The sequence below is a fragment of the Citrobacter sp. RHB25-C09 genome (assembly GCF_013836145.1).
Lineage (GTDB): Bacteria > Pseudomonadota > Gammaproteobacteria > Enterobacterales > Enterobacteriaceae > Citrobacter_A.
Genome location: NZ_CP057483.1, coordinates 2,979,693 through 3,006,532, shown reverse-complemented (window position 1 = coordinate 3,006,532; position 26,840 = coordinate 2,979,693). Strand labels below are relative to the sequence as shown.

Sequence of the window (26,840 nt, the reverse complement as noted above, 5' to 3'; positions counted from 1 at the left end):
TCCAGTATCATGGCAGGGGTTTAACGACAAGGAGTACTGGATGAAACTGATGTTTGCCTCCGATATTCATGGGTCATTGCCTGCTACGGAACGTATCCTGACGCTTTTTTCCGCTAGTGGCGCTCAGTGGCTGGTGATACTCGGCGATGTGCTGAACCATGGCCCCCGTAATCCGCTGCCAGAAGGCTACGCACCAGCCCTGGTGGCTGAGCAACTTAACATTCTGGCGGGGCGGATTATCGCGGTTCGGGGTAACTGCGACAGCGAAGTGGATCAGATGCTGCTCAATTTCCCGATCACCGCACCGTGGCAACAAGTGTTGCTGGAGAATCAGCGTCTTTTTCTGACCCACGGACATCTCTTTGGGCCGGAGAATCTGCCGGTACTGCGCGATAACGATGTGCTGGTCTACGGGCATACCCATCTGCCGGTCGCCGAAAAACGCGGCGCGTTGTTTCACTTCAACCCCGGTTCGGTGAGCATGCCAAAAGGTGGTTATCCGGCGAGCTATGGGATGCTCGATGATAATGTTTTGCGCGTTATCGCACTCAATGATCAAAGTGTTATTGCGCAGGTAGCGATTAATTCGTAACTTACCCCCACATATGTAAACGCGCCGTAAGAGCGCAAGAAAAAGAAGGTTTCCTGATGGTGGAACAGCGTCGTTTGGCAAGTACCGAATGGGTGGATATCGTGAATGAAGACAACGAGGTCATCGCACAATCCAGCCGGGAGCAGATGCGAGCACAGTGCCTGCGTCATCGTGCTACGTATATTGTGGTGCATGATGGAATGGGCAAAATTCTGGTGCAGCGTCGTACCGAGACAAAAGACTTTATGCCGGGAATGTTAGACGCCACCGCCGGCGGTGTTGTGCAGGCAGACGAACAACTGCTGGACTCTGCCCGCCGTGAAGCGGAAGAGGAGTTAGGCATTGCGGGCGTTCCGTTCGCCGAGCACGGTCAATTCTATTTTGAAGATAAAAACTGCCGCGTCTGGGGCGCGCTGTTCAGCTGCGTGTCACACGGTCCGTTTGCGTTGCAGGAAGAAGAAATCAGCGAAGTCTGCTGGTTGACGCCGGAAGAGATCACGGCCCGCTGCGACGAATTCACTCCGGATTCGCTCAAAGCGCTGGCGCTGTGGATGACCCGCAACGCCAAGAATGAATCCGCGAAGTCCGAACCTGAGCAAGAGCAGCAGGAAGCCGCAGAGTAGCGTTTACGCAGGTAAACGATAAGGCCGGATGCAACGCGTGAGCGTCGCCATCCGGCAATTTAGCTTACTGATACCCCATCAACTGTGCGCCAATCACCATCACGCTGGAAAATACGAACAGCACCCCAGCGAGCGCCAGCGCCGTCTTAATCCAGCAGCGGAAATCCACCCGGCAAACTCCAAGCGTGGCCATTAACGAGGCCGAGGTCGGATAGATAATATTGCTAAAACCATCACCCAGTTGAAACGCGAGTACGGCTACCTGACGGTTTACGCCAACCAGATCGCTGAGCGGCGCCATTAGCGGCATGGTCAGCGCGGCCTGGCCTGAGCCAGAAGTGACAAAGAAATTAAACAGCGTCTGGAACAGCAGCATAAACCAGGCGGCGACAGCGGTATGTAACTCGCCGATACCACCGGCAATGCTGTTAAGAATCGTATTTAACACGCTGGGCGTACTGGCATCGCCGTTGCCGATGAGCAGCATAATGCCTTTCGCGAAGCCAACCAGCAGCGCAGGGGCGATCATGATTTTCGCGCCTTCGGTAAACGCGCTGGCCATATCATTCAGCGTCATATTATTTAAGCGGAACACGACGGCCGCCAGGCCAATCGCGAGGCCCATCGTAAAGAACTGGCTGGCGATTTCCGGAATGAACCAGGCATGAACGATGACGCCCCAGATTACCCAGACTATTGCAGCGGTCAGGATAGCCAGCACAACCCAGTCGCCTGCACCCAGTTTCCGCTGTGAAATCTGCTGCTGCTGTTCGCGGAAATAGTTATCGGACTGCCAGCAGGCTGAGCGCTGCGGCGTCTTACGGACCCGTGAGGCGTAAATCATCGTGAAGGCCAGTGCCACCAGTGTGGCGAAAGCCCAGGTGACGATACGCAGTCCTGAGCCAGAAAGTACCGGTATACCAGCGATGCCCTGTGCGATTACCACGCTGAAGGGGTTCATCCATGAGGTCGCAAACCCGACCTGCGTTGCCACGTAGGTGACCAGCACGGTGGTAATACTGTCGTAGCCTAAACAGACCATCAAAGGGGCGATGATGATCGCGAACGCGACCGCCTCTTCTCCCATCCCAAAAACTGCGCCGCCAAGAGAAAAGAGAATAAACAGCACCGGAATAAACAGAAACTCATTGCCTTTGGTGCGGTTGATAAGCGCCATAATGCCGTTGTCGATAGTGCCGGTACGCATAACGATGCCAAACGCGCCGCCAATCACCAGCATAAACATGATGATGCCTATGGCGGAACCGAATTTATCGCCAGCCGTCAGGCCTTCAAAGGGAAAATTCATTAAGCCAGGGCCGGCATCACCGGTCGAAAAGATCTGTACACGATTGTACTGCGCTTCACCAGCGGCATCGGTCACAATGCGAAATGAATTCGGGTCGACAACCTGACGGCTTTTTTCCACACCCTCAACGGTGTACTGAACTGCTTGCGTATCGAACTGACCCGCGGGAACCAGCCATGTCAAAATGGCGGTGAAAATGGCAACGAAGAAAATGATGACCAGCGTATCCGGCATGGCGAATTTTTTCTTCGACTGCGGCGGTGCGGAGGAAACAGAGGACATAGCATACCTTCCATGTAGCGTTATAATGGAATAAGTATGCAATTAACTGAATATCAATTCAAATAATGGCGAACCGTTTCGGCAAGTTTAAGATTTTGCCAATTTACAGTGATGGAATTTAAGCAGGTCAGGGATAAAAAAAACCGGATGCAGGCGCATCCGGTTTTGTATTCTCTCTGAACAGGTCAGAGATGCAACGGCATTACTGCTGCTGGGAAGACTGAATCGCGGTCAACGCAATGGTATAGACGATATCGTCAACCAGCGCGCCACGGGACAGGTCGTTCACCGGCTTGCGCATACCTTGCAGCATCGGTCCGATGGAGATCAGGTCGGCAGAACGCTGTACCGCTTTGTAGGTGGTGTTACCGGTGTTCAGATCCGGGAAGATGAACACGGTAGCGCGACCCGCAACCGGAGAGTTCGGCGCTTTGGATTTCGCAACGTCAGCCATGACCGCAGCATCGTACTGCAGCGGGCCGTCGATCATCAGATCCGGACGTTTTTCCTGTGCCAGACGGGTCGCTTCACGCACTTTCTCAACATCGCTACCCGCACCAGAAGTGCCGGTTGAGTAGGAGAGCATCGCTACGCGCGGTTCAATACCGAAGGCAATTGCGGAATCGGCGGACTGAATGGCGATCTCAGCCAACTGCTCTGCGGTCGGATCCGGGTTGATTGCGCAGTCGCCGTAAACGTAAACCTGTTCCGGCAGCAGCATGAAGAACACCGAAGAAACCAGCGAGCTGCCAGGTGCGGTTTTGATCAACTGCAGCGGCGGACGGATGGTATTCGCAGTGGTGTGAACCGCACCAGAAACCAGACCGTCAACTTCGTCCTGTTCCAGCATCAGGGTACCGAGAACCACGTTGTCTTCCAGCTGTTCGCGGGCGACGGTTTCGGTCATGCCTTTGCTCTTACGCAGCTCAACCAGGCGAGCGACATAGCTTTCGCGAACCACTTCCGGGTCAACGATTTCAATGCCAGCGCCAAGCTCAACGCCCTGAGAGGCTGCAACGCGGTTGATCTCTTCCGGGTTACCGAGCAGTACGCAGGTGGCGATACCACGTTCAGCACAGATGGCTGCCGCTTTCACGGTACGCGGTTCGTCGCCTTCTGGCAGTACAACACGTTTACCCGCTTTACGCGCCAGTTCAGTCAACTGATAGCGGAACGCTGGTGGAGACAGACGGCGGCTACGCTCAGAGGTCGCGGTCAGAGACTCGATCCAGTCAGCGTTAATGTAGTTTGCTACGTATTCCTGAACTTTCTCGATGCGCTCGTGATCGTCAACCGGGACTTCCAGGTTGAAGCTCTGCAGGCTCAGGGAGGTCTGCCAGGTGTTGGTGTTCACCATGAATACCGGCAGGCCGGTCGCGAAAGCACGTTCGCACAGCTTAGTGATGCGCGCGTCCATTTCGTAACCACCGGTCAGCAGCAGTGCGCCAATTTCCACGCCGTTCATCGCGGCCAGGCAGGCGGCAACCAGCACGTCTGGACGGTCTGCAGAGGTCACCAGCAGGGAACCTGCGCGGAAATGCTCCAGCATGTGCGGAATGCTACGTGCGCAGAATGTTACTGACTTCACGCGACGAGTATTGATATCGCCTTCGTTGACGATGGTCGCGTTCAGGTGACGCGCCATATCGATCGCACGAGTGGCAATCAGATCAAAGCTCCACGGCACAGCGCCGAGAACCGGCAGCGGGCTGGAAGCCTGCAGCTTAGCAGGATCCACTTTCACCACTTGCGCTTTGGTGGAGTCATCAAAGATTTCGGACAGGTCCGGGCGAGTACGACCCTGCTCATCAACCGGGGCGTTCAGCTTGTTGACGATAACGCCGGTGATGCTGCTGTTTTTCGCGCCGCCAAAGCTGCTGCGAGTCAGTTCAATACGCTCGTTCAACTGTTCCGGGGTATCGGTGCCCTGAGACATCACGAAGACGATTTCCGCATTCAGCGTTTTCGCAATTTCGTAGTTCAGAGACTGTGCGAACTGGTGTTTACGGGTTGGGACCAGGCCTTCAACCAGTACCACTTCTGCGTCTTTGGTATTCGCGTGGTAGTTCGCGATGATCTCTTCCATCAGCACATCTTTCTGATTGCTGGAAAGCAGAGACTCAACGTGGCTCATCTTCAGCGGTTCAGCTGCGGTGACCGTAGAGTTAGCACGAATAATCGTGGTGGTCTGGTCTGGCGCATCGCCACCAGCGCGGGGTTGAGCAATTGGCTTAAAGACGCTCAGACGAACGCCTTTGCGTTCCATAGCGCGGATGACGCCGAGGCTGACGCTGGTCAGGCCGACGCTGGTTCCGGTAGGGATCAGCATAATGATTCGGGACACGGTTTATCCTCTTTCGTTACCGCCGAATTGGGCGGGTTACAAAACAGCACCGCCCATTGAGGGCGGGTGATAAAACAGCACCGCCAGCGAGGCTGGCGGTGTGATATCAGGCAGTCAGACGGCTGGCGTCCTGGGCGATAACCAATTCTTCATTGGTTGGGATCACCATGGCAGGACGGGTGCCTTCTTTGTTGATGAAACCCGACTTGCCGAAACGGGCAGCCAGGTTGCGTTCGTGATCAACCTCAAAGCCCAGCACGCCCAGTTTACCCAGAGACAGTTCGCGAACCATCGCCGCGTTCTCACCGATACCACCGGTGAACACGACTGCGTCCAGACGACCATCCATCAGCGCAGTGTAGGAACCGATGTATTTCGCCAGACGGTGGCAGTAAACGTCCATTGCACGCTTAGCGTCTTCTTTGGAGTCATAGTTATCTTCGACGTAACGGCAGTCGCTGGTCACTTCAGTCAGACCCAGCAGACCTGATTCTTTGGTCAGCATTTTGTTGATCTGATCAACGCTCATACCCAGAGTATCGTGCAGGTGGAAGATGATCGCCGGGTCGATGTCACCGGAGCGAGTTCCCATCACCAGACCTTCCAGCGGGGTCAGACCCATGGAGGTATCAACACATTTACCGTTACGGATTGCAGAAACAGAACCCCCGTTGCCCAGATGGCAAGTGATGATGTTCAGTTCTTCAACCGGTTTGTTCAGCATTTTTGCCGCTTCTTGCGTTACGAAGAAGTGGCTGGTGCCGTGCGCGCCGTAGCGGCGAACGCCATGTTCTTTATACAGGCTGTACGGCAGGGCATAGAGGTAAGATTCTTCCGGCATGGTCTGGTGGAACGCGGTGTCGAACACGGCAACGTTCTTGTTTTTCAACTGCGGGAAGGATTTCAGCGCTTCAGCGATACCGATCAGGTGCGCCGGGTTATGCAGCGGTGCGAAAGAGGCAGAATCTTTGATGCCCTGAATAACAGAGTCATCGATAACCACAGAGCTGGTATACTTCTCGCCGCCGTGCACGATACGGTGACCGATTGCAGTCAACTGCGCAGACAGTTCTGGTTTTTGTGCCAGAATAGTGTTAACGATAAAATTCAGCGCTTCACTGTGAGCGGCGCCTGCACCTAAAGCCGCTTCTTGTTTACCGCCGTCCATTTTCCATTTGATACGCGCTTCTGGGAGATGGAAACATTCGGCTAAACCAGAAAGGTACTCTTCACCATTTACGGCATCGATGATTGCAAATTTCAGTGAGGAGCTACCGCAGTTCAGAACCAGTACTAACTTACTCGACATGGAAGTACCTATTTATGATACGTGGCTAAAAAAAACGTCAGGGAGCCATAGAGCGTAGCGCAGGATGACGCCGACATTTATGATTAACATCATACGCAATTGTCTTTTTCGCATGATGGAAGAAATACCATTGAGTCTATGCCATTTTGCGTATTTTTCAGCCAATGGCATACTATATCTAAATTTGACGACTCATTAATTTTGGACTACTGGCCTTTACAGGCCGACACAGGATACTCGATCGTGGGTAGAAATGACAAAATGTTTTGAACGTTGTCCATCACAGTTGTTGTTTTGCACAAATTTTTTAATCTTTATATGTGAAGTTGAGGTACGCCATGTCGACGCCGGATAATCGCTCCGTTAATTTTTTCAGCCTTTTTCGTCGGGGGCAGCACTATTCAAAGACGTGGCCAATGGAAAAGCGCCTGGCGCCGGTTTTTGTTGAAAACCGCGTGATCCGCATGACGCGCTACGCCATCCGTTTTATGCCCCCCATTGCCGTGTTTACCCTGTGCTGGCAGATCGCCCTTGGCGGTCAGTTAGGTCCCGCCGTGGCCACCGCCTTATTCGCCCTCAGTTTGCCAATGCAAGGGCTGTGGTGGTTAGGCAAGCGCTCTGTCACGCCGCTGCCGCCATCGATTCTGAGCTGGTTCTATGAGGTCAGGGGGAAATTACAGGAAGCAGGACAAGCATTAGCACCGGTTGAAGGTAAACCGGATTACCAGGCGTTAGCTGACACGCTTAAGCGCGCGTTCAAACAACTGGATAAAACTTTCCTTGATGATTTGTAATTGATCCCTGATTACGCATATAAAAGAAGGCATAACGATGCCTTCTTTTTTTTCACCGCGGTAAAGTGATACAGGAGTTCCAAATGGAAATGACCAATGCTCAACGTCTGATTTTGTCGAACCAGTACAAAATGATGACTATGCTCGATCCGTCCAACGCCGAGCGCTATCGTCGTCTGCAGACGATTATCGAACGCGGATACGGCCTGCAAATGCGCGAGCTGGATCGGGAGTTTGGTGAGCTTAAAGAAGAAACCTGTCGCACGATAATCGACATTATGGAGATGTACCATGCCCTCCATGTTTCCTGGACCAACCTGAAAGATGCGCAAAGCATTGATGAGCGTCGGGTGACTTTCCTCGGTTTTGACGCCGCGACGGAAGCCCGCTATTTGGGTTACGTGCGCTTTATGGTGAACGTAGAAGGGCGCTATACCCATTTTGATGCCGGCACGCACGGCTTCAACGCCCAGACGCCAATGTGGGAAAAATATCAACGCATGCTGAGCGTATGGCATGCCTGCCCGCGTCAGTATCATCTGAGCGCCAATGAAATTAACCAAATCATTAATGCCTGAGGGGGTGAGCGTGCAGTGTAAAGGCTTTCTCTTTGACCTTGATGGTACTCTGGTTGATTCCTTACCGGCAGTAGAACGCGCCTGGTGCAACTGGGCCGATCGCTTTAATCTGGCGCATGATGAAGTGCTTAACTTTATTCATGGTAAACAGGCGATTACCTCGCTGCGCCATTTTATGCCGGGCAAAACTGAAGCGGAAATTGCCGCCGAATTCACCTGGCTGGAGCAGGTAGAAGCCACGGAAACCGCCGGGATCACCGCGTTACCTGGGGCGGTAGCGTTACTTAACCATCTGAACAAGGCCGGGATCCCATGGGCGATTGTCACCTCGGGATCGATGCCGGTGGCGCGTGCTCGTCATCAGGTAGCGAAACTGCCGGCACCTGAAGTTTTCGTGACCGCTGAACGTGTGAAGCGCGGTAAACCGGAGCCTGATGCGTACCTGCTGGGCGCTCAGCTTCTCGGCTTAGCGCCAGAGGAATGTGTCGTGGTGGAAGATGCCCCGGCGGGTGTACTTTCGGGACTCGCCGCCGGATGTCATGTCATTGCGGTTAACGCACCGGCAGATACGCCGCGTCTCGATGAGGTGGATTTCTCGCTCACCAGCCTGGAGCAGCTTTCCGTTACGAAGCAACCTAACGGTGATGTGGCCGTTGTCAGAAATACCTGATCATGATTTAGCCCCGATTTGTCGGGGCTTTTTTATGGCAGAATAATCTTATCTACTCATCTGACAAGGACAGGTTGTGAACGGTGAATTGATCTGGGTTCTCTCGCTGTTAGTGATTGCCGTGCTTTTATTTGCGACGGGCAAAGTGCGTATGGACGCGGTTGCTTTGCTGGTCATCGTTGCCTTTGTTCTGAGTGGAACATTGAGCATCACCGAGGCTTTTTCCGGTTTCAGCGACCCCAACGTGGTGCTGATTGCCGCGCTATTCATCATTGGTGACGGGCTGGTGCGCACTGGCGTTGCCACGGTGATGGGGGCCTGGCTGGTGAAAATGGCCGGCAGTAGTGAAGTTAAGATGCTGGTTCTGCTGATGTTAACCGTCGCAGGACTGGGTGCTTTTATGAGTTCTACCGGCGTGGTGGCCATCTTTATTCCGGTCGTGCTTAGTGTCTCTATGCGGATGCAAACCTCGCCGTCACGCCTGATGATGCCACTCAGCTTTGCGGGTCTTATCAGCGGCATGATGACGCTGGTCGCCACCCCGCCTAACCTCGTCGTGAACAGTGAATTACTGCGTGAAGGCTTTAACGGCTTTGGTTTCTTTAGCGTCACGCCGATTGGTTTTGTGGTCCTCATTCTGGGCATCGTCTATATGCTGCTGATGCGTTTTATGCTCAAAGGCGACGATCAAGCGCAGCCTGGCGAAAGCTGGAAGCGACGGACCTTCCGTGACCTCATTAAAGAATACCGTCTTTCCGGGCGTGCGCGTCGTCTGGCCATTCGTCCCGGCTCACCGCTGGTCGGCCAGCGCCTGGACGATCTCAAACTGCGTGAACGCTACGGTGCAAACGTCATTGGCGTTGAGCGCTGGCGGCGTTTTCGGCGGGTTATCGTTAACGTGAACGGGGTATCAGAATTTCGCGCCCGCGATGTATTGTTAATAGATATGTCCGCGGCGGATGTCGATCTGCGCGAATTCTGTAGCGAACAACTGCTGGAGCCGATGGTACTGCGCGGAGAATATTTCTCCGATCAGGCGTTGGACGTGGGAATGGCGGAAATCTCGCTCATTCCGGAATCTGAACTGATTGGTAAATCAGTGCGTGAGATTGGCTTTCGTACCCGCTATGGACTGAACGTGGTCGGTCTGAAGCGTGACGGCGTGCCAATCGAAGGTTCACTGGCGGACGAGCCGTTGCTGTTAGGCGATATTATTCTGGTGGTGGGCAACTGGAAGCTGATCGCCCTGCTCGGCAAGCAGGGCAGGGACTTCGTTGCGCTCAATCTGCCTGAGGAAGTTAGCGAGGCATCTCCGGCGCACAGTCAGGCACCTCATGCCATCTTCTGCCTGGTGCTGATGGTTGCTCTGATGCTCACCGATGAAATTCCCAATACGGTTGCGGCGATTATCGCCTGTCTGCTGATGGGGAAATTCCGCTGCATTGATGCCGAAAGCGCTTATAAAGCGATCCACTGGCCGAGCATTATCTTGATTGTCGGGATGATGCCCTTTGCGCTGGCACTGCAAAAAACGGGCGGTGTTGACCTGGTGGTGAAAGGACTGATGGACGTCGGAGGCGGCTATGGCCCCTACATGATGCTCGGCTGTCTGTTCGTGCTCTGCGCCACCATTGGTCTGTTTATTTCCAATACCGCCACTGCGGTGCTGATGGCCCCCATTGCGCTGGCGGCGGCGAAGTCGATGGGCGTCTCGCCTTACCCGTTTGCGATGGTGGTGGCGATGGCCGCATCCGCCGCCTTTATGACGCCAGTTTCCTCGCCAGTAAACACACTGGTATTAGGGCCGGGGAACTACAGCTTCAGTGACTTTATTAAGCTTGGCGTACCGTTCACGCTTATCGTGATGGCGGTCTGCGTGGTGATGATTCCAATGCTGTTCCCGTTTTAATGTTTCTCCGGCGTCGCTGCGCGGGTCTTGTAGGCCTGATAAACGTAGCGCCATCAGGCATGATGGCGCACGATGCCGGATGGCGACGTAACGTCTTATCCGGCCTACAGACACAGTGGGCAATTAAAGCGGTGAGTCCTGGCTGATTTCATCTAATGAGAGGTGAAAGCTCGGCACGAACACCGCCATAAAATAATCCATCTCTGGACTACGCCGCGCCTCCAGCGTTTTCTCCAGCCGCGATTTTGCCAACAGGAATTCGTTGTTGCCTGCTGAGAGTTCTTCGAGACACTTCAGATAGGCACACAGCGCATCGGCCTGTTTAACGATAGATTTCTCTTCTTCGCTATACGCATGCTCATCAATCAGCGGCGCAAAGATATCCCGCAGTTCGTCAGGCACCATATCGACCAGTTTCTGCTGGGCGATTTTCTCGATCGCCTTATATTCCTGCGCAATTTGCGAATTGAAGTATTTCACCGGCGTCGGGAGATCGCCTGTTAGCACTTCAGAAGCATCGTGATACATCGCCAGCAATGCAATGCGCTCGGCGTTAACCTGTCCAGCAAACTTCCGGTTTTTGATCGCGGCCAGAGCATGCGCAACCATCGCAACCTGTAAACTGTGCTCAGAGACGTTTTCTGTACGCACATTGCGCATTAAAGGCCAGCGATTGATTAGCTTGAGGCGGGAGAGGTGGGCAAAAAAATGGCTCTGCTTCATAGTGACCTTTTCAGAATGACAACCTGAAGATCATTGTGCGCAGACCCGCTGCCGGATGCAAATACTCTTCATACTTCGGGCTGCATCCGGCTACGGTTTCAGATTACTGCTGTCGGTATCCCGACAGGAAACGCTCAAATTTGCTCAGTGACATTTCGATCTCGTCAATGCGCGGCAGGGTCACGATACGCACGTGGTCAGGCCATGGCCAGTTGAAGGCGGTGCCCTGAACCAGCAGCACTTTCTCCTGCAACAGGAAATCGAGCACCATTTTCTGGTCGTCATGAATATTGAAGCGCTTGGCGTCAATTTTCGGGAACATATACAGCGCGCCGCGCGGTTTCACGCAGGAGACACCGGAAATTTCGTTAATCAGTTCCCAGGCGCGGTTACGTTGTTCATACAGACGACCACCCGGCAGGATGAATTCGCTAATGCTCTGATACCCACCGAGCGCGGTCTGGATGGCGTGTTGTGCGGGAACGTTGGCGCAAAGACGCATTGAGGCCAGCATTTCCAGCCCTTCGATATAGCCTTTGGCATGCTTCTTCGGTCCGTTCAGCACCATCCAACCCTGGCGGAAACCTGCAACGCGGTAGGTTTTAGATAAGCCGTTAAAGGTAATGGTCAGCAGATCCGGTGCCATTGCTGCGATAGAGTGGTGTTCCGCGTCGTCATACAGGATTTTGTCGTAGATCTCATCAGCAAAAATGATGAGGTTATGTTGGCGGGCGATCTCAACGATCTCCATCAGCAGCTCTTTCGAGTAGACAGCGCCGGTTGGGTTGTTCGGGTTGATAATCACGATCCCGCGCGTACGGGGGGTGATTTTCGCACGGATGTCGTCCAGATCCGGGAACCAGTCAGAAGATTCATCGCAGAGGTAGTGCACGGCTTTGCCGCTGGAGAGTGAAACCGCCGCCGTCCATAATGGATAGTCCGGTGCGGGCACCAGCATTTCGTCCCCACTGTTGAGCAGCGCCTGCATCGCCTGCACGATCAGCTCGGAAACTCCGTTGCCAATATAGATGTCCTCAACGGTGACATCGCGCATTCCGCGAGCCTGGTAATGCTGCATGATCGCTTTACGTGCAGAGTACAGGCCTTTCGAATCACAGTAACCTTGCGCCGTAGGCAGATTACGAATGACGTCGACAAGGATCTCATCTGGCGCGTCGAAACCGAAGGGGGCGGGGTTACCAATGTTCAGTTTCAGGACTTTGTTGCCTTCTTCTTCAAGACGCTTCGCTTCTTTCAGAACCGGACCACGGATGTCATAACAGACATTTTCTAATTTGCTGGATTTTTCAATGGGGGACATGAACCTTGACCTTTAAGCTGTTATCGCCACTCCCTGCCGTGGAAGTCAGCTTGGAACAATGTACTCCCACGGCGGGGTATTTTGAAGGGTTAACAGAAGAAGATTTTGTGTAATGCTGAGGCCATGATTCACTGCAAACGACTTCACGAAAGGTTGTTTATAGATATAAAACAAATATTCTTGTGTTTTTATAGAGAAATACTCTGCTTCATCCGCTTCGCTTAGGTGGTTTCTGTTGCTGAAAAAATATTGCGGCGAGATAGAGACGAGTAAGGTAATTTCTGCAATAGTTTCATTATTCGTAAATAGCGAAAGATAAATCTGAGAGGCTGTTATGGGAATGTACTGTCTGATTTAACGTGTAAATTTAATGTTAAGCAGCGTTTATGAATAGCTCCATATCTAATTAATTATTATTTAATATTTAAAAAGCGTTTACGTAAGGCATTAATAATAGATAATTACTTTGACGAACCTAACAAAACTTTGCATCAGATTATTCGTATTAAAGCTTATAAATAAAGGGGTTTTAGGTTAAAATGGCGCAGAGTGACGGGCCTGCAGTGCGCATGATTTGCCAATATCAACGCCTTTTGTTTATGGCTAAATAGCACTTTGATGCTTATTTCTCATTGAGTTAGGCCTGGCTTATCTTATTACTTTTAGCTGTTTGTCATGCAGTATCTGGTAGAAATATCAATACAGATTAATCATTAAGCTCGTTTTCCTGGAAATACGTCGAGAGATATCAGCCAGTATTATTACCCGAGAAACGAGTGGCATTTCGTCTGACCCATGATATACATTTTTGCATTCATCCGGCTACACCGGTGACCCTGCTAAGGAAGCACATTTCAAAAGGAATTGCTTGTTTCTGAATGCACAGCATGAACTGGCTCAGTATGAGCCACCTGTAAGTGAAAAATTATGATAAATGCAAATCGTCTGATAATTAACCTCGACCTCGATCTGCTGAGAACTTTTGTTGCTGTTGCTGACCTGAACACCTTTGCGGCTGCGGCTGCGGCAGTGTGTCGTACTCAGTCCGCAGTGAGCCAACAAATGCAGCGGCTAGAGCAGCTCGTAGGCAAAGAACTGTTCGCCCGTCACGGGCGCAATAAGCTGTTGACTGAGCATGGTATCCAGCTTCTTGGCTATGCCCGTAAGATTTTACGCTTCAATGATGAGGCCTGCTCATCATTAATGTTCAGTAATCTTCAGGGGGCGTTAACTATTGGCGCTTCCGATGAGACAGCGGATACCATCCTGCCGTTTCTCCTGAACCGGATTAGTTCGGTTTATCCGAAGTTAGCGCTGGATGTCAGAGTGAAGCGTAACGCCTGGATGGAAGAAATGTTAGCGTCTCAGGAAGTGGATCTTATCGTGACCACGCACCGTCCGGGGACATTTGAAAGTCTGACGCTGCGTACCTCTCCCACGCTTTGGTACTGTGCTGCGGAATATGTGTTACCGAAGGGGGAACCGTTGCCGCTGGTTCTGCTGGACGAACCCAGCCCTTTCCGTGATGTGGTGCTGGAAACATTAAACGCAGCCAATATTCCCTGGCGGCTCGCCTATGTGGCTTCTACGCTGCCCGCCGTTCGTGCAGCGGTGAAAGCGGGTCTTGGGGTGACGGCGCGTCCGGTTGAAATGATGAGCCCGGACCTGCGCGTGTTGGGTGGCGTCGATGGGCTACCTTTATTACCTGATACCGATTACCTGCTGTGTCGCAATCCGGTGGTTAAAAACGATCTTGCCCAGGTGATCTACCATTCCATGGAAACCTGGCAGAATCCGTGGCAGTACGGTCATGCTACTTCGGAAGGCGGAGATGATACCGTGTTGCTTGAGCGCGATCTGGAATAGCACACCGCAAAAAAGTCGTTAAAAATTGTTATTGTAAAAAAGAACCACTGATGATGAAAAAACATCCAGTGGTTCTTTTTTTGTACTAATATCGGTTAGGGACATGCTTTGTGAGGTAAAAATCCTCATAAATCAGAGAGAAAAACAGGCGCCAGGGAAATGCGCAAACTTGCAGCAGAAATCATGCTGCTGCGCTGTCATGTTAAAAAACGATAGAAATTGTTGCTGTTTTCCAGGGTGGATTAACAAAAGCGTGTCACAGATCAAGAAAATACTCCCATTTAGGGGGAGGAATCATTACGAATTCCTGTCAAAATAGGCACGCATTTTCCTATTTACTTCACAACGGACACGATTCAACAACATCCTTTTTAGACTGTGAATCGATCGACACAGTGCTAAAACGCATTTAATGTTAACGATGTTGGAGTCATGTAAACTAATGTGAGGAAACTTTTGTTAAAGTTGACAAAAGGTTATAGAAAGGAGTAAAAGACCCCATCAATTGGCTGTATAAAACATTTTCTACAGTAATTGTAAGGTTTTTTTTATTCCTCCCCATGAATCGATGTGGCGTTCATCTGCCGTAAAGAGCAGAGAATTTGGCGCCGCTTTTGATGAGTAAGCAATGAGTATGTCAACATCCACTGAAGTCATCGCTCATCACTGGGCATTCGCTATCTTTCTTATTGTTGCCATTGGCCTGTGCTGCCTGATGCTTGTCGGCGGTTGGTTTTTAGGCGGTCGCGCACGCGCGAGGTCAAAAAACACCCCGTTTGAATCAGGTATCGACTCGGTCGGCACCGCTCGCTTACGCCTGTCTGCCAAGTTTTATCTGGTAGCCATGTTCTTCGTTATCTTCGACGTTGAAGCACTGTATCTGTACGCATGGTCAACCTCTATCCGTGAAAGCGGCTGGGTTGGCTTTGTGGAAGCTGCAATTTTTATTTTTGTGTTACTGGCTGGTCTGGTTTATCTGGTGCGTATTGGCGCGCTGGACTGGACGCCCGCGCGTTCTCGCCGCGAGCGTATGAACCCGGAAAACAGTATCGCTAACCGTCAACGCTAACCGCGAGGCATTAAGATGGATTATACGCTCACCCGCATAGATCCTAACGGTGAGAATGACCGTTACCCCCTGCAAAAACAGGAGATCGTAACCGACCCCCTGGAGCAAGAAGTTAACAAAAACGTGTTCATGGGCAAGTTGCATGACATGGTTAACTGGGGCCGTAAGAACTCAATTTGGCCGTATAACTTCGGCCTTTCCTGCTGCTACGTAGAAATGGTGACCTCTTTCACCGCTGTGCATGACGTGGCGCGTTTTGGTGCGGAAGTTCTGCGTGCTTCGCCGCGTCAGGCCGATCTCATGGTCGTCGCGGGTACCTGCTTTACCAAGATGGCCCCGGTCATTCAGCGTCTCTATGACCAGATGCTGGAGCCGAAATGGGTTATTTCCATGGGCGCATGTGCGAACTCCGGCGGTATGTACGATATTTATTCGGTTGTGCAGGGCGTTGATAAGTTCATTCCGGTAGATGTGTACATCCCGGGATGCCCGCCACGTCCGGAAGCGTACATGCAGGCGCTGATGCTGCTGCAAGACTCCATTGGCAAAGAACGTCGTCCGCTCTCCTGGGTGGTTGGCGATCAGGGCGTTTATCGCGCCAATATGCAGTCAGAGCGCGAGCGTAAGCGCGGCGAACGCATTGCAGTCACGAATCTGCGTACACCAGACGAGATTTAATTTGCGCCTGTGAGCCTGGAGATTACCTTCGCATATCACTATTCAAATAGCGCGAAGCCAGGCGTAACAGTCACCACGGACCATTTGCAATGGTGAACAATATGACCGACTTAACCGCGCAAGACGCCGCATGGCAAACCCGGGATCACCTTGATGACCCGGTTATTGGCGAACTGCGCAACCGCTTTGGGCCGGATGCCTTTACCGTTCAGGCGACGCGCACCGGGGTACCCGTTGTTTGGGTGAAGCGTGAACAATTACTGGAAGTGGGCGATTTCTTAAAGAGACTGCCGAAACCTTACGTCATGCTGTTTGACTTACACGGCATGGACGAACGTCTGCGTACGCACCGCGAAGGGTTACCCGCCGCGGATTTTTCCGTTTTCTACCACCTGATTTCCATTGAACGCAATCGCGATATCATGCTCAAGGTGGCCTTGTCTGAAAACGACCTGCGTGTGCCGACCTTCACCAAACTGTTCCCGAACGCCAACTGGTATGAGCGTGAAACCTGGGAAATGTTTGGCATTGATATCGAAGGCCACCCACACCTGACGCGCCTGCTGATGCCGCATACCTGGCAGGGACACCCGCTGCGTAAAGATTACCCGGCGCGCGCTACCGAATTCGATCCGTTTGAGCTGACCAAAGCGAAACAGGATCTGGAGATGGAGTCCCTGACCTTCAAACCGGAAGAGTGGGGCATGCAGCGCGGTACTGAAAACGAGGACTTCATGTTCCTCAACCTCGGCCCGAACCACCCGTCTTCACACGGTGCTTTCCGTATTGTTCTGCAACTCGACGGCGAAGAGATTGTCGACTGCGTTCCTGACATCGGCTACCACCACCGTGGCGCTGAGAAGATGGGCGAGCGTCAGTCCTGGCACAGCTACATTCCGTATACCGACCGTATCGAATACCTCGGTGGCTGCGTCAACGAAATGCCGTACGTGTTGGCGGTAGAAAAACTGGCAGGCATTACCGTTCCGGATCGCGTTAACGTGATTCGCGTCATGCTTTCCGAACTGTTCCGCATTAACAGCCACCTGCTGTATATTTCCACGTTTATTCAGGACGTCGGCGCGATGACCCCGGTCTTCTTCGCGTTTACTGACCGTCAGAAAATTTACGATATCGTGGAAGCGGTCACTGGCTATCGTATGCACCCGGCCTGGTTCCGTATCGGTGGCGTCGCGCACGACCTGCCGCGCGGCTGGGACAAGCTGCTGCGTGAATTCCTTGACTGGATGCCGAAGCGCCTGGCCTCTTATGAGAAAGCCGCGCTGCGTAACACCATCCTGAAAGGCCGTTCCCAGGGCGTTGCCGCCTACGGTGCGAAAGAAGCGCTGGACTGGGGCTGTACGGGTGCTGCGCTGCGTGCGACAGGTATTGATTTCGACGTGCGTAAAGCACGCCCTTACTCTGGCTACGAAAACTTCGACTTTGAAGTGCCGGTTGGCGGCGGTGTCTCCGACTGCTACACCCGCGTGATGCTGAAAGTTGAAGAACTGCGTCAGAGTCTGCGCATCCTTGAGCAGTGCCTCAATAACATGCCGGAAGGCCCGTTCAAAGCGGATCACCCGCTGACCACGCCGCCGCCGAAAGAGCGCACGCTGCAACATATCGAAACCCTGATCACCCACTTCCTGCAAGTGTCGTGGGGCCCGGTCATGCCGGCGAATGAGTCCTTCCAGATGATCGAAGCGACCAAGGGTATTAACAGTTACTACCTGACCAGCGATGGCAGCACCATGAGTTATCGTACCCGTATCCGTACCCCGAGCTTTGCGCATCTGCAGCAGATCCCGGTCGCGGTACGCGGCAGCCTGGTGTCTGACCTTATCGTTCACCTGGGTAGTATCGATTTTGTTATGTCAGATGTGGACCGCTAATTATGCACGAGAATCAACAACCACAAACCGAGGCTTTTGAGCTGAGTGCGGCAGAGCGTGAAGCCATTGAGCACGAGATGCACCACTACGAAGACCCGCGTGCGGCGTCCATTGAAGCGCTGAAGATCGTTCAGAAACAGCGTGGCTGGGTGCCGGATGGCGCGATCCATGCGATCGCCGATGTGCTGGGGATCCCGGCCAGCGATGTCGAAGGTGTTGCGACGTTTTACAGCCAGATCTTCCGCCAGCCAGTCGGTCGCCACGTGATCCGCTATTGCGACAGCGTGGTATGCCATATCAATGGCTATCAGGGCATCCAGGCTGCGCTCGAGAAAAAGCTTAACATCAAGCCGGGGCAGACGACCTTTGACGGTCGCTTTACGCTGCTGCCGACCTGCTGCCTGGGGAACTGCGATAAAGGGCCTAACATGATGATCGATGAGGACACTCACGCGCATCTGACCCCGGAAGGCATTCCTGAACTGCTGGAGCGGTATAAATGAAAAACATTATCCGTACTCCCGAAACCCATCCGCTGACCTGGCGTCTGCGCGATGACGAACAGCCGGTATGGCTGGACGAATACCGTAGCAAAAACGGCTATGAAGGCGCGCGTAAAGCGCTGACCGGTCTTTCTCCGGATGAGATCGTTAATCAGGTTAAAGACTCTGGGCTGAAAGGACGCGGCGGCGCTGGCTTTTCTACCGGCCTGAAGTGGAGCCTGATGCCGAAAGACGAATCCATGAACATCCGTTACCTGTTGTGTAACGCCGATGAAATGGAGCCGGGTACGTATAAAGACCGTCTGCTGATGGAACAGCTGCCGCACCTGCTGGTGGAAGGCATGCTGATCTCCGCGTTTGCGCTGAAAGCGTACCGTGGCTACATCTTCCTGCGTGGTGAATACATTGAAGCGGCGGTGAATCTGCGCCGCGCCATTGCTGAAGCAACCGAAGCCGGTCTGCTTGGCAAAAACATCATGGGCACCGGTTTTGACTTCGAACTGTTTGTCCACACTGGGGCAGGGCGCTATATCTGCGGTGAAGAAACCGCGCTGATTAACTCCCTCGAAGGTCGTCGTGCTAACCCACGTTCCAAGCCGCCGTTCCCGGCGACTTCGGGCGCATGGGGCAAACCGACCTGCGTCAACAACGTTGAAACGCTGTGTAACGTCCCGGCTATCCTCGCTAACGGCGTGGAGTGGTACCAGAACATTTCGAAGAGTAAAGACGCGGGCACCAAGCTGATGGGCTTCTCCGGTCGCGTGAAGAATCCGGGACTGTGGGAACTGCCATTCGGCACCACGGCGCGTGAAATTCTTGAAGATTATGCGGGCGGCATGCGTGATGGCCTGAAGTTCAAAGCCTGGCAGCCAGGCGGCGCGGGTACCGACTTCCTGACCGAAGCGCACCTTGACCTGCCAATGGAATTCGAAAGCATTGGCAAAGCAGGCAGCCGTCTGGGTACTGCGCTGGCAATGGCGGTAGACCATGAGATTGGTATGGTGCCGCTGGTGCGTAACCTGGAAGAGTTCTTTGCCCGCGAGTCCTGCGGCTGGTGTACGCCGTGCCGTGACGGGCTACCGTGGAGCGTAAAAATTCTGCGCGCGCTGGAGCGTGGCGAAGGCCAGCCTGGGGATATCGAGACGCTTGAGCAACTGTGTCGCTTCCTCGGTCCGGGTAAAACCTTCTGTGCACACGCACCGGGTGCGGTAGAGCCGCTGCAGAGCGCAATTAAATATTTCCGCGAAGAATTCGAAGCTGGCATCAAGCAGCCGTTCAGCAATACCCACGGAATTGGTGGTATTCAGCCGAACCTGCTGAAAGAGCGCTGGTGAGTTAAATTTCTAATTTGGAAGCATGCTAATGGCTACGATTCATGTAGACGGCAAAGAATACGAGGTCAATGGCGCAGACAACCTGCTTGAAGCATGTCTGTCGCTCGGCCTTGATATTCCGTACTTTTGCTGGCACCCGGCGCTGGGCAGCGTCGGTGCTTGCCGCCAGTGTGCGGTGAAGCAGTACCAGAACGCGGAAGATACGCGTGGTCGCCTGGTGATGTCTTGTATGACACCGGCCACCGAAGGCACCTTTATTTCTATCGATGACGAAGAAGCGAAACAGTTCCGTGAAAGCGTGGTGGAGTGGTTAATGACCAACCACCCGCACGACTGTCCGGTCTGTGAAGAGGGCGGTAACTGCCACCTTCAGGATATGACCGTGATGACCGGCCACAGCTTCCGTCGCTATCGTTTCACCAAGCGTACCCACCGCAACCAGGATCTGGGGCCGTTCATCTCTCATGAAATGAACCGCTGCATCGCCTGTTACCGCTGCGTGCGCTACTACAAAGACTACGCTGACGGTCAGGATCTGGGCGTCTATGGCGCGCATGACAACGTCTACTTCGGTCGCCCGGAAGACGGTACGCTTGAGAGCGAGTTCTCCGGTAACCTGGTCGAGATTTGCCCGACCGGTGTATTCACCGATAAAACGCACTCCGAACGCTACAACCGTAAATGGGACATGCAGTTTGCGCCAAGCATCTGCCAGCAGTGCTCCATTGGCTGTAACACCAGTCCGGGTGAGCGCTATGGCGAACTGCGTCGTATCGAAAACCGTTATAACGGCACCGTTAACCACTACTTCCTCTGCGACCGTGGTCGTTTTGGCTATGGTTACGTGAACCTGAAAGACCGTCCGCGTCAGCCCGTTCAGCGCCGTGGCGATGACCTGATCACCCTCAACGCAGAACAGGCGATGCAGGGCGCAGCAGACATTCTGCGTCAGTCGAAGAAAGTCATCGGTATCGGTTCTCCGCGCGCCAGCGTGGAAAGCAACTTTGCGCTGCGTGAACTGGTCGGGGCAGAAAACTTTTACACCGGTATCGCCAAAGGCGAACAGGAACGTCTGGAACTGGCGCTGAAAGTGCTGCGGGAAGGCGGTGTTCATACGCCTGCGCTGCGTGATATTGAATCTTACGATGCGGTATTGGTTCTCGGTGAAGATGTGACCCAGACCGGCGCCCGCGTTGCGCTGGCAGTGCGTCAGGCGGTGAAAGGCAAAGCGCGCGAAATGGCGGCGGCTCAGAAAGTGGCTGACTGGCAGATTGCCGCAATTCTTAACATCGGCCAGCGCGCCAAGCATCCGCTGTTTGTCACTAACGTTGATGACACCCGTCTGGATGATATCGCCGCATGGACTTACCGTGCACCGGTTGAAGATCAGGCGCGCTTAGGTTTCGCTATTGCCCATGCGCTGGATAACAACGCACCGGCGGTTGACGGTATCAGCAGCGATCTGCAAAACAAAATCGATGTGATCGTCCAGGCGCTGGCCGGGGCGAAAAAACCGCTGATTATCTCCGGGACTAACGCCGGCAGTGCTGAGATCATTCAGGCAGCGGCTAACGTCGCCAAAGCGCTGAAAGGCCGTGGTACTGACGTTGGTATTACCATGATTGCACGTTCCGTGAACAGCATGGGGCTGGGCATTATGGGCGGTGGTTCGCTCGACGACGCGCTGACTGAACTGGAAACCGGACGCGCCGACGCGGTTGTCGTGCTGGAAAATGATCTGCATCGTCATGCTTCCGCAACGCGTGTAAATGCCGCGCTGGCGAAAGCGCCGCTGGTAATGGTGGTTGACCATCAGCGTACTGCCATCATGGAAAACGCCCATCTGGTGCTTTCTGCCGCAAGCTTCGCTGAAAGCGACGGTACGGTCATCAACAACGAAGGCCGCGCACAGCGTTTCTTCCAGGTTTACGACCCGGCTTATTACGACAGCAGCATCATCATGCTGGAAAGCTGGCGCTGGCTGCATTCGCTGCACAGCACCGTGCAGAACCGCGAAGTGGACTGGACGCAGCTCGACCACGTGATCGACGCCGCGATTGCCGCGATGCCGGAGCTGGCAGGCATTAAAGATGCTGCGCCGGATGCTTCCTTTCGCATTCGTGGACAGAAGCTGGCGCGTGAGCCGCACCGTTACAGCGGTCGTACCGCAATGCGCGCTAATATCAGCGTGCATGAGCCACGTCAGCCGCAGGATAAAGACACGATGTTCGCCTTCTCGATGGAAGGGAACAACCAGCCGTCTGCGCCGCGTTCACAGATTCCGTTTGCCTGGGCGCCAGGCTGGAACTCCCCACAGGCGTGGAACAAGTTCCAGGATGAAGTGGGCGGTAAACTGCGTCATGGCGATCCGGGCGTGCGTTTGATTGAAGCCTCAGAAGGCGGTCTGGACTACTTCACGGCCGTACCGGCGAGCTTCCAGGCGCAGGACGGTCAGTGGCGTATTGCGCCGTACTACCATCTGTTTGGTAGCGATGAGCTGTCCCAGCGTGCGCCGGTCTTCCAGAGCCGTATGCCGCAACCGTACATCAAACTCAACCCGGCCGATGCCGCGAAGTTGGGCGTGAATGCCGGTACCCGCGTCTCCTTTAGCTACGATGGCAACACGGTCACGCTACCGGTTGAAATCGCTGAAGGCTTAACGGCAGGGCAGGTTGGCTTGCCAATGGGTATGCCGGGCATTGCACCGGTACTGGCGGGTGCGCGTCTTGAGGATCTGCAGGAGGCACAACAATGAGTTGGATTACACCGGATCTGATCGATATCCTGCTGACCATTCTCAAAGCGGTCGTGATCCTGCTGGTCGTTGTGACCTGCGGGGCATTCATGAGCTTTGGCGAACGTCGCCTGCTGGGTCTGTTCCAGAACCGTTACGGACCAAACCGCGTTGGCTGGGGCGGCTCGCTCCAGCTGGTCGCGGACATGATCAAGATGTTCTTTAAAGAAGACTGGATCCCGAAATTTTCGGATCGCGTCATCTTTACTCTGGCGCCGATGATCGCGTTTACCTCGCTGCTGCTGGCTTTTGCTATCGTACCTGTAAGCCCAGGCTGGGTGGTTGCAGACCTTAACATCGGGATCCTGTTTTTCCTGATGATGGCGGGTCTGGCGGTGTATGCGGTGCTGTTCGCCGGTTGGTCGAGCAACAACAAATACTCACTGCTGGGTGCAATGCGCGCCTCCGCGCAGACGCTGAGCTATGAAGTGTTCCTCGGACTGTCCCTGATGGGCGTGGTGGCGCAGGCCGGTTCATTTAACATGACCGACATTGTGAACAACCAGGCGGACATCTGGAACGTGATCCCGCAGTTCTTTGGTTTTGTCACCTTTGCTATCGCGGGCGTGGCGGTGTGTCACCGTCACCCGTTCGACCAGCCGGAAGCCGAGCAGGAACTGGCTGATGGTTATCACATTGAATATTCCGGTATGAAATTCGGCCTGTTCTTTGTGGGCGAGTACATCGGTATCGTCACCATTTCTGCACTGATGGTTACCCTGTTCTTCGGTGGCTGGCAAGGCCCGTTCTTACCGCCATTCATCTGGTTCGCGATTAAAACCGCGTTCTTCATGATGATGTTCATTTTGATTCGTGCGTCGTTACCGCGTCCGCGTTATGACCAGGTAATGTCCTTCGGCTGGAAGATTTGCCTGCCGCTGACGCTCATCAACTTGCTGGTAACGGCGGCTGTCATTCTCTGGCAGGCGCAATAAGGGGCACAAAGACCATGACCTTAAAAGAATTGTTAGTAGGCTTCGGCACCCAGGTACGCAGTATCTGGATGATCGGCCTGCATGCGTTCGCCAAACGCGAAACGCAGATGTACCCGGAAGAGCCGGTCTATCTACCGCCCCGTTTCCGTGGTCGTATCGTACTGACTCGCGACCCGGACGGTGAAGAACGCTGCGTTGCCTGTAACCTGTGTGCGGTAGCGTGTCCGGTAGGCTGTATCTCTCTGCAAAAAGCCGAGACGAAAGATGGCCGCTGGTATCCGGAGTTTTTCCGCATTAACTTCTCACGCTGCATTTTCTGTGGTCTGTGCGAAGAAGCCTGTCCGACCACTGCGATTCAGCTTACGCCAGACTTCGAGCTGGGTGAATATAAGCGCCAGGATCTGGTTTACGAGAAAGAGGATCTGCTGATCTCCGGTCCGGGTAAATATCCGGAATATAACTTCTACCGGATGGCAGGTATGGCAATCGACGGCAAAGATAAGGGCGAAGCAGAGAACGAAGCCAAGCCTATCGACGTCAAGAGCCTGTTACCGTAAGGAGAGGGGCAATGGAGTTCGCTTTTTATATCTGTGGCCTGATAGCCATTCTCGCAACCTTGCGGGTGATCACCCATACCAATCCGGTACACGCGCTGCTGTACCTGATTATTTCGCTGCTGGCGATTTCCGGGGTGTTCTTCTCGCTGGGCGCTTACTTCGCCGCTGCGCTGGAAATTATCGTCTACGCAGGTGCCATTATGGTGCTGTTCGTGTTCGTGGTGATGATGCTCAACCTTGGCGGTTCCGAAATCGAGCAGGAACGCCAGTGGCTGAAGCCGCAGGTGTGGATTGGTCCGGCAATTCTGTCGGCCATCATGCTGGTGGTGATCGTGTACGCCATTTTGGGCGTTAACGACCAGGGCATCGACGGCGCGCCGATTAGCGCGAAAGCGGTCGGTATTACGCTGTTTGGACCTTACGTACTGGCGGTTGAGCTGGCGTCAATGCTGCTGCTGGCCGGTCTGGTTGTCGCTTTCCACGTCGGTCGCGAAGAGCGTTCTGGTGAAGTGCTGAGCAACCGTAAAGACGACAGCGCGAAAAGAAAAACGGAGGAGCACGCATGATCCCCTTACAACATGGACTGATCCTCGCGGCTGTCTTATTCGTTCTGGGCTTAACCGGTCTGGTTATCCGCCGCAACCTGCTGTTTATGCTGATCGGGCTGGAAATCATGATCAACGCTTCCGCGCTGGCTTTTGTGGTCGCCGGGAGCTACTGGGGCCAGACCGACGGTCAGGTGATGTACATTCTTGCCATCAGCCTTGCGGCTGCTGAAGCGAGCATCGGGCTTGCGCTGCTGCTGCAGCTCCATCGCCGTCGCCAGAACCTGAACATCGATTCAGTAAGTGAGATGCGTGGATGAACATGCTTGCCTTAACCTTTATTCTGCCATTGATTGGCTTTGTACTGCTGGCGTTCTCCCGTGGACGCTGGTCTGAAAACCTCTCCGCGACCGTGGGTGTTGGCTCCATCGGTCTGGCGGCGCTGGTCACCGCGTTTGTCGGCGTAGACTTCTTCGCCAACGGTAAGCAGGCATTCAGCCAGCCTCTGTGGACGTGGATGTCGGTCGGTGATTTCAACATCGGTTTTAACCTGGTGCTGGACGGCCTGTCGTTGACCATGCTTTCCGTGGTTACCGGCGTGGGCTTCCTGATCCACATGTTCGCTTCCTGGTACATGCGTGGTGAAGAGGGCTATTCACGCTTCTTCGCCTACACCAACCTGTTTATCGCCAGCATGGTTGTTCTGGTGCTGTCCGATAACCTGCTGTTGATGTACCTCGGTTGGGAAGGCGTGGGCCTGTGCTCTTACCTGCTGATCGGCTTCTACTACACCGATCCGAAGAATGGCGCAGCGGCGATGAAAGCGTTTGTCGTGACCCGTGTGGGTGACGTCTTCCTCGCCTTCGCGCTGTTCATTCTTTACAACGAGCTGGGTACCCTGAACTTCCGCGAAATGGTTGAACTGGCACCGGCGCACTTCGAAGCAGGCAACAACATGCTGACCTGGGCGACGCTGATGCTGCTGGGTGGCGCGGTCGGTAAATCTGCACAGTTGCCGTTGCAAACGTGGCTGGCTGACGCGATGGCGGGCCCGACGCCTGTCTCCGCGCTGATCCACGCCGCAACGATGGTTACCGCCGGTGTCTATCTGATTGCGCGCACTCACGGTCTGTTCCTGATGACCCCGGAAGTGCTGCATCTGGTGGGTATTGTGGGTGCGGTGACGCTGGTGATGGCAGGTTTTGCCGCACTGGTGCAAACCGACATCAAACGCGTTCTCGCTTACTCCACCATGAGCCAGATTGGTTACATGTTCCTGGCGCTCGGCGTCCAGGCGTGGGATGCGGCGATTTTCCACCTGATGACCCACGCCTTCTTTAAAGCGTTGCTGTTCCTGGCGTCCGGCTCCGTTATCCTGGCGTGCCATCACGAACAGAACATCTTCAAGATGGGCGGCCTGCGTAAATCTATTCCGCTGGTTTATCTCTGCTTCCTGGTGGGTGGCGCGGCGCTGTCTGCACTGCCTCTCATCACTGCAGGCTTCTTCAGTAAGGATGAGATTCTTGCGGGTGCGATGGCGAATGGTCATATCAATCTGATGGTGGCAGGTCTGGTCGGTGCGTTTATGACCTCCCTGTATACCTTCCGTATGATTTTCATCGTGTTCCACGGTAAAGAACAAATTCACGCTCATGCAGGGAAGGGGATTACCCACCATCTGCCACTGATTGTCCTGATGATCCTGTCCACCTTCGTTGGCGCGCTGATTGTGCCGCCGTTGCAGGGTGTACTGCCGCAGACAACAGAACTTGAGCATGGTCGCGTAATGACCCTGGAAATTACCTCTGGCGTCGTGGCGATTGCGGGCATCCTGATTGCCGCATGGCTGTGGCTTGGCAAACGTACCCTGGTAACCTCCATTGCCAACAGTGCGCCGGGCCGCCTGCTGGGGACCTGGTGGTATAACGCATGGGGCTTCGACTGGCTGTACGACAAAGTGTTCGTGAAGCCGTTCCTTGGCGTTGCCTGGCTGCTGAAGCGCGATCCGCTGAATGCCATGATGAACATCCCGGCGATCCTCTCTCGCTTTGCAGGTAAAGGCCTGCTGTTTAGCGAGAACGGGTATCTGCGCTGGTATGTAGCATCCATGAGCATCGGTGCGGTTGTGGTACTGGCGTTGTTGATGGTTTTACGTTGATTTGAGTTAGCGGTTTGCCCGGTGGCGCTGCGCTTACCGGGCCTACAAGACCGTA

The 26,840-nt window shown here is 53.9% G+C and carries 23 protein-coding genes; 18 read left to right on the top strand and 5 right to left on the bottom strand.

What is annotated here, in order from left to right; genetic code table 11:
- Window positions 1–40 precede the first annotated feature (40 nt).
- Entirely contained in the window at window positions 41–592 is a 552-nt protein-coding gene (gene yfcE, locus HVY19_RS14100; RefSeq protein WP_181681185.1) for a phosphodiesterase, read from the top strand.
- Window positions 593–648: 56 nt separating this feature from the next.
- Window positions 649–1,215, top strand: coding sequence for an NUDIX hydrolase YfcD (gene yfcD, locus HVY19_RS14095; RefSeq protein ID WP_181681184.1), 567 nt, complete (start codon window positions 649–651; stop codon window positions 1,213–1,215).
- 64 nt (window positions 1,216–1,279) lie between these two features.
- Here the strand turns inward: yfcD and yfcC are convergent, their stop codons facing one another.
- The 3 genes from yfcC to ackA form a co-directional block, all read right to left on the bottom strand.
- Window positions 1,280–2,806 carry a putative basic amino acid antiporter YfcC gene (gene yfcC, locus HVY19_RS14090; protein WP_181681183.1) on the bottom strand — a complete coding sequence of 509 codons (1,527 nt, stop codon included), beginning with the start codon at window positions 2,804–2,806 and terminating at the stop codon, window positions 1,280–1,282.
- Between the two features lie 202 nt (window positions 2,807–3,008).
- The gene (gene pta / locus HVY19_RS14085) at window positions 3,009–5,150 is read right to left on the bottom strand and encodes a phosphate acetyltransferase (RefSeq protein ID WP_181681182.1); all 2,142 of its coding nucleotides are present in this window, start codon (window positions 5,148–5,150) and stop codon (window positions 3,009–3,011) included.
- 106 nt (window positions 5,151–5,256) lie between these two features.
- Window positions 5,257–6,459: an acetate kinase gene (gene ackA / locus HVY19_RS14080; protein WP_181681181.1), complete on the bottom strand. Its 1,203-nt coding sequence runs from the start codon at window positions 6,457–6,459 to the stop codon at window positions 5,257–5,259.
- A 338-nt stretch (window positions 6,460–6,797) separates the two neighbouring features.
- On the opposite strand from ackA, the gene yfbV reads away from it, so the two are divergent.
- The 4 genes from yfbV (at window position 6,798) to HVY19_RS14060 (ending at window position 10,410) form a co-directional block, all read left to right on the top strand.
- Window positions 6,798–7,253 carry a terminus macrodomain insulation protein YfbV gene (gene yfbV, locus HVY19_RS14075; protein ID WP_181681180.1) on the top strand — a complete coding sequence of 152 codons (456 nt, stop codon included), beginning with the start codon at window positions 6,798–6,800 and terminating at the stop codon, window positions 7,251–7,253.
- A gap of 83 nt (window positions 7,254–7,336) precedes the next feature.
- Complete coding sequence (locus HVY19_RS14070; protein WP_181681179.1) at window positions 7,337–7,831, top strand: YfbU family protein; 495 nt, start codon at window positions 7,337–7,339, stop codon at window positions 7,829–7,831.
- Complete coding sequence (locus tag HVY19_RS14065) at window positions 7,824–8,501, top strand: sugar phosphatase (RefSeq protein ID WP_181684290.1); 678 nt, start codon at window positions 7,824–7,826, stop codon at window positions 8,499–8,501. Before HVY19_RS14070 ends, HVY19_RS14065 begins: the two co-directional genes overlap by 8 nt.
- Window positions 8,502–8,577: 76 nt before the next feature.
- Window positions 8,578–10,410 carry an SLC13 family permease gene (locus HVY19_RS14060; protein WP_181681178.1) on the top strand — a complete coding sequence of 611 codons (1,833 nt, stop codon included), beginning with the start codon at window positions 8,578–8,580 and terminating at the stop codon, window positions 10,408–10,410.
- A gap of 123 nt (window positions 10,411–10,533) precedes the next feature.
- Here the strand turns inward: HVY19_RS14060 and yfbR are convergent, their stop codons facing one another.
- The gene (gene yfbR, locus HVY19_RS14055; protein ID WP_181681177.1) at window positions 10,534–11,133 is read right to left on the bottom strand and encodes a 5'-deoxynucleotidase; all 600 of its coding nucleotides are present in this window, start codon (window positions 11,131–11,133) and stop codon (window positions 10,534–10,536) included.
- Window positions 11,134–11,236: 103 nt separating this feature from the next.
- Window positions 11,237–12,454 carry an alanine transaminase AlaA gene (gene alaA, locus HVY19_RS14050; RefSeq protein ID WP_181681176.1) on the bottom strand — a complete coding sequence of 406 codons (1,218 nt, stop codon included), beginning with the start codon at window positions 12,452–12,454 and terminating at the stop codon, window positions 11,237–11,239.
- A gap of 927 nt (window positions 12,455–13,381) precedes the next feature.
- On the opposite strand from alaA, the gene lrhA reads away from it, so the two are divergent.
- From lrhA to nuoL, 12 genes are all read left to right on the top strand, one after another.
- A complete protein-coding gene (lrhA, locus tag HVY19_RS14045; protein ID WP_181681175.1) occupies window positions 13,382–14,320 on the top strand; it encodes a transcriptional regulator LrhA in 939 nt (312 codons plus the stop codon).
- Window positions 14,321–14,948: 628 nt separating this feature from the next.
- Window positions 14,949–15,389, top strand: coding sequence for an NADH-quinone oxidoreductase subunit NuoA (nuoA, locus tag HVY19_RS14040; RefSeq protein WP_181681174.1), 441 nt, complete (start codon window positions 14,949–14,951; stop codon window positions 15,387–15,389).
- 15 nt (window positions 15,390–15,404) lie between these two features.
- On the top strand, window positions 15,405–16,067 hold the full coding sequence (nuoB, locus tag HVY19_RS14035; RefSeq protein WP_003028075.1) for an NADH-quinone oxidoreductase subunit NuoB: 663 nt from the start codon (window positions 15,405–15,407) through the stop codon (window positions 16,065–16,067).
- Between the two features lie 89 nt (window positions 16,068–16,156).
- Window positions 16,157–17,959 carry an NADH-quinone oxidoreductase subunit C/D gene (nuoC, locus tag HVY19_RS14030; RefSeq protein ID WP_181681173.1) on the top strand — a complete coding sequence of 601 codons (1,803 nt, stop codon included), beginning with the start codon at window positions 16,157–16,159 and terminating at the stop codon, window positions 17,957–17,959.
- A 2-nt stretch (window positions 17,960–17,961) separates the two neighbouring features.
- A complete protein-coding gene (nuoE, locus tag HVY19_RS14025) occupies window positions 17,962–18,462 on the top strand; it encodes an NADH-quinone oxidoreductase subunit NuoE (RefSeq protein ID WP_181681172.1) in 501 nt (166 codons plus the stop codon).
- Window positions 18,459–19,796, top strand: coding sequence for an NADH-quinone oxidoreductase subunit NuoF (gene nuoF / locus HVY19_RS14020; protein WP_181681171.1), 1,338 nt, complete (start codon window positions 18,459–18,461; stop codon window positions 19,794–19,796). The genes nuoE and nuoF overlap by 4 nt, the downstream gene beginning before the upstream one ends.
- Before the next feature lie 28 nt (window positions 19,797–19,824).
- Window positions 19,825–22,551 (top strand): NADH-quinone oxidoreductase subunit NuoG, encoded by a 2,727-nt coding sequence (gene nuoG / locus HVY19_RS14015; RefSeq protein WP_181681170.1) that lies wholly within the window; start codon window positions 19,825–19,827, stop codon window positions 22,549–22,551.
- Window positions 22,548–23,525: an NADH-quinone oxidoreductase subunit NuoH gene (nuoH, locus tag HVY19_RS14010; protein WP_181681169.1), complete on the top strand. Its 978-nt coding sequence runs from the start codon at window positions 22,548–22,550 to the stop codon at window positions 23,523–23,525. The genes nuoG and nuoH overlap by 4 nt, the downstream gene beginning before the upstream one ends.
- A gap of 14 nt (window positions 23,526–23,539) precedes the next feature.
- Window positions 23,540–24,082, top strand: a complete 543-nt coding sequence (gene nuoI / locus HVY19_RS14005; protein WP_005129470.1) for an NADH-quinone oxidoreductase subunit NuoI — start codon at window positions 23,540–23,542, stop codon at window positions 24,080–24,082.
- Between the two features lie 11 nt (window positions 24,083–24,093).
- Window positions 24,094–24,648 carry an NADH-quinone oxidoreductase subunit J gene (gene nuoJ, locus HVY19_RS14000; RefSeq protein WP_181681168.1) on the top strand — a complete coding sequence of 185 codons (555 nt, stop codon included), beginning with the start codon at window positions 24,094–24,096 and terminating at the stop codon, window positions 24,646–24,648.
- Window positions 24,645–24,947: an NADH-quinone oxidoreductase subunit NuoK gene (nuoK, locus tag HVY19_RS13995; RefSeq protein ID WP_006683663.1), complete on the top strand. Its 303-nt coding sequence runs from the start codon at window positions 24,645–24,647 to the stop codon at window positions 24,945–24,947. Before nuoJ ends, nuoK begins: the two co-directional genes overlap by 4 nt.
- Window positions 24,944–26,785: an NADH-quinone oxidoreductase subunit L gene (gene nuoL, locus HVY19_RS13990; protein WP_181681167.1), complete on the top strand. Its 1,842-nt coding sequence runs from the start codon at window positions 24,944–24,946 to the stop codon at window positions 26,783–26,785. Before nuoK ends, nuoL begins: the two co-directional genes overlap by 4 nt.
- Window positions 26,786–26,840 lie beyond the last annotated feature (55 nt).